The organism is Pseudomonas sp. AGC41, from assembly GCF_057334555.1.
Genome location: NZ_JBHFJB010000066.1, coordinates 1 through 2,127 on the forward strand (window position 1 = coordinate 1; position 2,127 = coordinate 2,127).

Sequence of the window (2,127 nt, forward strand, 5' to 3'; positions counted from 1 at the left end):
TTGTGGGAGCGAGCCTGCTCGCGAAGGCCGCGACTCGGTCTCACTCTTAGAAACAAGTCTCCATGCTCTCGACCACCCGCAACCCCTCATCCACCAGGCACCCCACCCGCCACTTATCGAACGTCAGGCACGGATGGGACGTGCCGAACGCAATGATGTCGCCGACCCGCAGCTCAACGCCCGGCGCCACGCTCATGAACGCATGCTGGTCCATCACCGCGGTCACCTTGCAGCCGCTGACGTCGTCCCCCGTCGCCGAGTCCGAACCCGGCGTGTAGCGCTTGAGCGGCACCGGCAACCCGGCGTCGTAGGCCACGTCGCGCTTGCCCAGGGCAATCACCGCAAAGCCCGGCTCCGGCAGCGATTGCACGTGGGCCCAGACTTCCAGCGCTGGACGCAAGCCTTCGTGCAGGTCATTGCGGCGCTCCAGCACACAGCATTGCGCCTCCTTGTAGATGCCATGGTCGTGGGCCACATAACTGCCAGGTCGCAACACGCTGAGGAAGCGCCCGTGGGCATTGCGCGCCTCGAAGGATTCGGCGATCAGGTCGTACCAGGCCGAGCCCGACGCGGTGATGATGGGTTTGTCGTTGGCAAACGCGCCGCTGTCCTGCAACTGCATCGCCAGCCCAACGAGGGATGCGGCGAACGCCCGGATGCCGCTGATGGCGTGGTCGCCGTGGATCACCCCTTCGTAACCTTCGATACCGGTCAAGGCCAACGCCGGTTGCGCAGCGATGGCCTCGGCCAGGGCAAGTACCTCGGCTTCGGTCCGGCAACCACAACGACCGCCGACCACGCCGTACTCGATCATCACGTTCAACCGTGCGCCGCGCGACGCGAAATAAGCCCCCAGCTCGGCGACGTTGTCCGGATGATCCACCAGGCAATGGAATTCGAATGCCGGGTCGGCCAGCAGATCGGCGATCAGCACCATGTTCGGCCGGCCCACCAATTGATTGGCCATCAGCACCCGGCGCACGCCGTGGGCGTAGGCGGCGCGGGTCTGCACCGCGGTGGCCAGGGTCAGGCCCCAGGCACCGGCCTCGAGCTGGCGACGAAACAGCGCCGGGGTCATGCTGGTCTTGCCGTGGGGCGCCAGCTCGGCGCCGCTGTCGCTGACGAACTTTTGCATCCAGCGAATGTTGTGCTCCAGCGCCTCGCGATGCAGTACCAGGGCCGGCAGGCTGACATCGCGCAGCAGGTGGGCGCCCAGGGAAGCGGCGCCCTTTTCGACACCGGCGTTATCAATGGCAGAAGACATGTTCGAACTCCTCATACAGCCGCGGCTGTCTATTCGTTGATGCGACGGGCCAGGTTGTTGGCGCTCTCGATCAGCACCCGGCGGTAGTCGGCATAATTGTTCTTGGCATCGGCCCTCGGGGCGACGATGCACAGGGTCGCGATGGCCACGCCGCTGGGGTCTTTGACCGGCGCGGCGAAGCAATGAGTGAAGGTGTCGGCGACGCTGTCGAAGGAGAAAAACCCATCGACACCGGCCTGGCGGATTTCCTTGAGAAACTGCTCCAGGGGCAAACGCTCGCCGCCCGGCAGGATGAAGTCGTCGGGGTCGATCAGGTCGACGATCTGCTGGTCGCTCAGATGCGCCAGCAGCAGGCGCCCGGACGCGGTCCAGGGGATCGGCGCGTTCTCACCGATGTCCGAGGAAATGCGAAAGTGCCGTTCGCCTTCCTTCATCAGCGCGACGGTGTATTTGCGCCCGTTGAGCAGGCACATCTGCGCGGTTTCGCGGGTTTGGCGGACGATCTCTTGCAAGGCCTGGTCGGCCTCGCGGCTGAGGTCGAAATGCCGCAGGTGCGCCTGCCCGAGAAAATACAACTGGCGCCCCAGGTAGACGTGACCATCCTTGCCGACCGGCTCAAGGATGCGCCGCTCGAGCAGCGACGCCACCAGTTCGTAGACCGTGGACTTGGGGCTGCCGATGCCGCTGGCAATATCGTTCGGGCGCAGCGGCTGGCCGATTTCCTTGAGGAAGTCGAGGATATCGAACGCCCGATCCAATCCCCGGGCCCGGCGTTTGATGGTGTCTTCGGTCATGTCTGCGGTTCCTGAAATCTCAATTTTCATCGGGCAAGAACGCCCTTGTGGGGGGGGGGGGGGGGGGGG

At 64.9% G+C, this 2,127-nt stretch carries 2 protein-coding genes; both read right to left on the minus strand.

What is annotated here, in order from left to right; all coding sequences use genetic code 11:
* Positions 1-46: 46 nt before the first annotated feature.
* Entirely contained in the window at positions 47-1,264 is a 1,218-nt protein-coding gene (locus tag ACE04F_RS12375) for an amino acid deaminase (protein ID WP_486105245.1), read from the minus strand.
* Positions 1,265-1,293: 29 nt separating this feature from the next.
* Positions 1,294-2,058 carry an IclR family transcriptional regulator gene (locus tag ACE04F_RS12380; protein WP_434624435.1) on the minus strand — a complete coding sequence of 255 codons (765 nt, stop codon included), beginning with the start codon at positions 2,056-2,058 and terminating at the stop codon, positions 1,294-1,296.
* Positions 2,059-2,127: the final 69 nt, after the last annotated feature.